Origin of the sequence: Sinosporangium album, assembly GCF_900100605.1 — a bacterium.
GTDB lineage: Bacteria > Actinomycetota > Actinomycetes > Streptosporangiales > Streptosporangiaceae > Sinosporangium > Sinosporangium album.
This window is the reverse complement of the sequence record NZ_FNCN01000077.1, coordinates 1-5,046: the sequence shown is the minus strand read 5'-3', so window position 1 is coordinate 5,046 and position 5,046 is coordinate 1. Positions and strand designations below refer to the sequence as shown.

Sequence of the window (5,046 nt, the reverse complement as noted above, 5' to 3'; positions counted from 1 at the left end):
TGGCCGAGCGGCTGGCGGGGCTCGCGGACGGCGAGCGGCGCCGGGCCGTGCTGCAGATCGTCCGCGCCGAGGTCGCCGCCGTGCTCGGCCACGCCTCCGCCGACGCCGTCGCCCCCGACCGGGCGTTCCAGGAGCTCGGGTTCGACTCCCTGTCGGCCACCGACCTGCGGACCCGGCTGGGCGCCGTCACCGGGCTGCGCCTCCCCGCCACCTTGGCGTTCGACCACCCCAACGCCGCCGCCGTCGCCGACCACCTCCTCGGTCTGCTAGGGACAGAGGCCACGAACGCGACGCGGCCGGTCGCCGTGTCGGCCGCGGTGGACGAGCCCATCGCGATCGTGGGCATGGCGTGCCGCTATCCGGGCGGTGTGACCTCGCCCGAGGACCTGTGGCGGCTCGTGGCAGACGGGGTGGACACCGTGTCGGAGCTGCCCGACAACCGGGGCTGGAACATCGCCGACCTCTACCATCCCGAACCGGGCAAAGAGGGCAAGAGCTACACGCGCCGCGGCAGCTTCCTGTACGACGCGGCCGACTTCGATCCGGCGTTCTTCAACATCTCCCCACGCGAAGCCCTCTACATGGACCCGCAGCAGCGGCTGCTCCTGGAGACGTCGTGGGAGGCGCTGGAGCGGGCCGGGATCGACCCGGCGGCGCTGCGCGGCAGCCGTACGGGGGTCTTCGCGGGGGTCATGTACCACGACTATGCGTTGAACGTTCACCCTTCCGGGACGAGCGCCGGGAGCGTGGCCTCGGGCAGGGTCTCCTACACGCTGGGACTGGAAGGCCCGGCGGTGACGGTCGACACGGCGTGTTCGTCGTCGCTGGTGGCGCTGCACCTCGCCGTCCAGTCGCTGCGGCGCGGCGAGTGCTCCCTGGCCTTGGCGGGCGGCGCGACGGTGATGTCGACGCCGGGCATGTTCATCGAGTTCAGCAGGCAGCGCGGCCTGTCTCCCGACGGCCGGTGCAAGGCGTTCGCGGGCGCGGCGGACGGCGTGGGCTGGTCGGAGGGCGTCGGTGTGCTGCTCGTCGAACGCCTGTCGGACGCGCTGCGCGCCGGGCGCGAGGTGCTGGGGGTGATCCGCGGCACGGCGGTCAACCAGGACGGCGCGAGCAACGGGTTCACCGCGCCGAACGGGCCCGCGCAGCAGCGGGTGATCCGCGGGGCGCTGGCCGACGCCGGGCTGTCGCCGGCCGAGGTGGACGCCGTCGAGGCGCACGGCACCGGCACCACCCTCGGCGACCCGATCGAGGCCCAGGCCCTGATCGCGACGTACGGCCAGGACCGGGGGCACCCGCTGCTACTCGGATCGGTGAAGTCGAACCTCGGCCACGCACAGGCCGCCGCGGGTGTCGCCGGCGTGATCAAAATGGTGATGGCCATGCGGCACGGCACGCTGCCGAAGACCTTGCACATCGATGAGCCGTCCCCGCATGTCGACTGGTCGGAGGGCGCGGTCGAGCTGCTGGCCGACGCCCGGGCGTGGCCGGTCACCGGCCGGCCCCGGCGCGCGGGCGTGTCGGCGTTCGGGATCAGCGGCACCAACGCCCACGTCGTCCTGGAGCAGGGGCCCGATGGGCGCCGTGTCTCCGGTGTCCCCGGTGTCCCCGCCGACTCCGGCGGCGGCCGGGCCGTGCCCGCGCCGTGGGTGCTGTCGGCGGCGAGCCCGCAGGCGCTGCGGGCGCAAGCCGTACGGCTGCTCGCACACCTGTCGTCGCGCCCGGACCTCGACCCGCTGGACGTGGCGTACTCGCTGGCCACGGCGCGGACCGCGCTGGAATGCCGGGCGGCCGTGGCGGTCGTGGCGGGCGGCGGGCGCGAGGAGCTGGTGGGCGGCGGGCGCGAGGAGCTGGTGGGCGGGCTGCGCGCGCTGGCGGCGGGCGAGCCGGCACCCGCCGTGTTCACGGCGACGGCCCGCGCGGGGCAGGCGACGGCGGTCCTGTTCCCGGGGCAGGGGGCGCAGCGGCTCGGCATGGGCCGCGAGCTGTATGACCGGTTCCCGGCGTTCGCGGAGGCGTTCGACGAGGTCTGCCGTCATCTGGTCGGGGTGCGGGAGGTCGTCTGGGGCGACGACCCGGAGGTGCTCCACCAGACGGTGAACGCGCAGGCGGCGCTGTTCGCGGTCGAGGTGGCGCTGTTCCGGCTGGTGGAGTCGTGGGGTCTGCGGCCGGACCTGCTCGCCGGGCACTCGATCGGCGAGGTGGCGGCGGCGCACGTGGCGGGGGTGTTCTCCCTGGCCGACGCCTGCGCCCTGGTGGAGGCCCGCGGCCGGTTGATGCAGGCGCTGCCCTCGGGCGGCGCGATGGCGGCGGTGCGGGCCGCCGAGGACGAGGTCCTGGCCCATCTGGACGAGAGCCCGGGATGTGTGTCGATCGCCGCGGTGAACGGGCCGGCCTCGGTGGTGGTGTCGGGTGAGGAACACGCCGTCGAGCGGGTCCGGGCCCACTTCGAGGGGCTGGGGCGGAGGACGACCCGGCTCCGCGTGTCCCACGCCTTCCACTCGCCGCTGATGGACCCGATGCTCGACGAGTTCCGCACGGTCGTCGAAGGCCTGCGTGTCGACCCGCCAGGCATCCCCGTCGTGTCCAACCTGACCGGGGAGATCAATGATGACTTCTCGCCCGGCTACTGGGTCCGCCACGTCCGGGAGGCGGTCCGGTTCGGCGACGGCGTGCGCGTGCTGCGCGCGCAGGGCGTGACCAGGTTCGTCGAGCTCGGGCCCGACGCCGTCCTCACCGGCATGGTGCGCGACTGCCTCGACGACTGCCTCGACGGGGACACGGCGGACGCAGGGGCCGCAAGGGACGCGGCGGACGGCATGCTGCTCGTGGCGGCGCTGCGCCGCGGAAGGCCGGAGGCCGACACGCTGACGGACGCCGTCGCCCGCCTTCACGCATGCGGCGGGGCGGTCGACTGGCACGGCTACTTCGCCGGGACGGCCGCCCGCCGGGTCGAGCTGCCGACGTACGCCTTCCAGCGGCAGCCGTACTGGCTCAACGCCACGGCCCCGGCCGGCGACCTCGGCGCGGCGGGGGTGGGCACGGCCGACCACCCGCTGCTCGGAGCGGCGCTCGAACTGGTCGACACCGACGGGTTCCTGTTCACCGGACGGCTCGCCCTGGACACGCACCCGTGGCTCGCCGACCACGCGGTGCTGGGCCGGGTGCTCCTGCCCGGTACGGCGCTGCTCGACATGGCGCTGCGGGCCGGGGAGGCCGCCGGGTGCGGCATGGTCGAGGAGCTGACGCTGGCCGCCCCGCTGATCGTGCCCGATCGGGGCGGGGCGCAGGTGCAGGTGTGGGTCGGGGAGGCCGACGAGGCCGGCAACCGCGGCGTCGCCGTACATTCCCGGCCGGACGACGGGCAGGATCACGCGTGGGTGCGCCACGCCTCCGGATATGTGGCGCCCGGCGGGGACGCGCCTGTGTTCGAGCCGGTCGAGTGGCCCCCCGCCGGCGCGGACGGCGTGCCGCTCGACGGCGCCTACGAGCGGCTGGCGGACATCGGTTTCGACTACGGCCCGGCGTTCCAGGGGCTGCGGGGCGTCTGGCGGCGCGGCGACGAACTGTTCGCCGAGGTCGTGCTGCCCGAGCGGGACGGCGGGGGCCGGGGCGAGGGGGACGCCGCGGCGCGGTTCGGCCTCCACCCGGCGGTGCTCGACGCCGCGATGCACGCCGCGATCCTCACGGGCGGCGGCGAGATGGCGATCCCGTTCACCTGGAACCGCGTGTCGCTCCACGCGGTCGACGCGACCTCGGTCCGCGTACGGCTCTCGCGGCGTGACGACGACGGCGGCCTGGCGCTGGACGTGGCCGACGCGGCGGGCCGACCGGTGATGACGGTGGGGTCGATGGCGGGGCGTCCGGTGTCGGCCGAGCAGTTGGCCGAGCAGGCGGGTTCGCCGACGGGCCCGCTCTACGGCGTCGAGTGGTCGCCGGTGCCTACGGCCTCCGGGCGCGGCGAGGTCGCGTGGGCGCGGTGGGAGGACCTGCCGGAGGCGGGTCCCGTGCCCAACATGGTGTTGCTGGACTGTGCCGATCGGGCCAACTGGGCCGACGACACTCCGAAAGCTGACGTGCGCGGGATGGTGCAAGACGTGCCGGAGGCGGGTCCCGTGCCCGACGTCGTCCTGCCGGATTGTGCTCGCGATGTGCCGTCTGCGGACGTGCCGTCGGGGATGCGCAGTGTGGTGCACCGGGTCTTGCGGGTCGTGCAGTTGTGGCTGGCCGACGAGCGTTACTCCGGGGCCAGGATGGCCGTGGTCACCCGTGGCGCGACGGGCGACAGCCCGGATCTCACGCAGGCTCCCGTCTGGGGGCTGGTCCGTTCCGCGCAGGCGGAGAACCCCGGGCGTGTTGTCCTGGTCGACCTCGACGCGGACGCCGACTTGGCTCGGGCGGCCGAGGCGGCGGCGCTGGGCGAACCCGAGGTAGCGGTGCGCGAAAGCAGTGTCATGGTGCCGCGTCTCAGCCGCATCGCCCCCGGTGACGAGAGGCCGGTCTTCGACCCCGAGCGGGCGGTGTTGGTCACGGGCGGCACGGGCGGGCTGGGTGCGGTGATCGCCCGGCACCTGGTGGCGGAGTACGGCGTGCGCCGCCTTGTCCTGGCGAGCCGCCGCGGCCCGGACGCGCCGGGCGCGGCGGAGCTCGCGGCCGAGTTGGCCGGGTGCGGGGCCCGGGTGGAGGTGGTGGCCTGCGATGCGGCGGACCGTGATGCGTTGGAGGCGCTCGTCGGCCTGCACCCTCTGACCGGGGTCGTGCACGCGGCCGGTGTGGGGGACAACGGGCTCATCGGCGCCATGACCCCGGACCGTGTCGACGGGGTGCTGGCGCCGAAGGCCGACGCGGCCTGGTATCTGCACGAGCTGACGCGCGGTATGGGGTTGTCGGCGTTCGTGATGCTGTCGTCGGCGGGCGGTCTGGTGCTGACGGCGGGGCAGGGCAACTACGCGGCGGCGAATGTGTTCCTGGACGCGCTGGCGGCGCGGCGGCGGGCCGAAGGGCTGCCGGCGACGTCGATGGCGTTCGGCCTGTGGGACGTCGGCG

1 protein-coding gene is annotated in these 5,046 nt (G+C 74.9%); it reads left to right on the top strand.

The window, feature by feature from the left end; all coding sequences use genetic code 11:
• Window positions 1–5,046 (top strand): type I polyketide synthase (locus BLQ73_RS34800; RefSeq protein ID WP_143020555.1); only part of this gene is annotated, 5,046 nt, incomplete at both ends.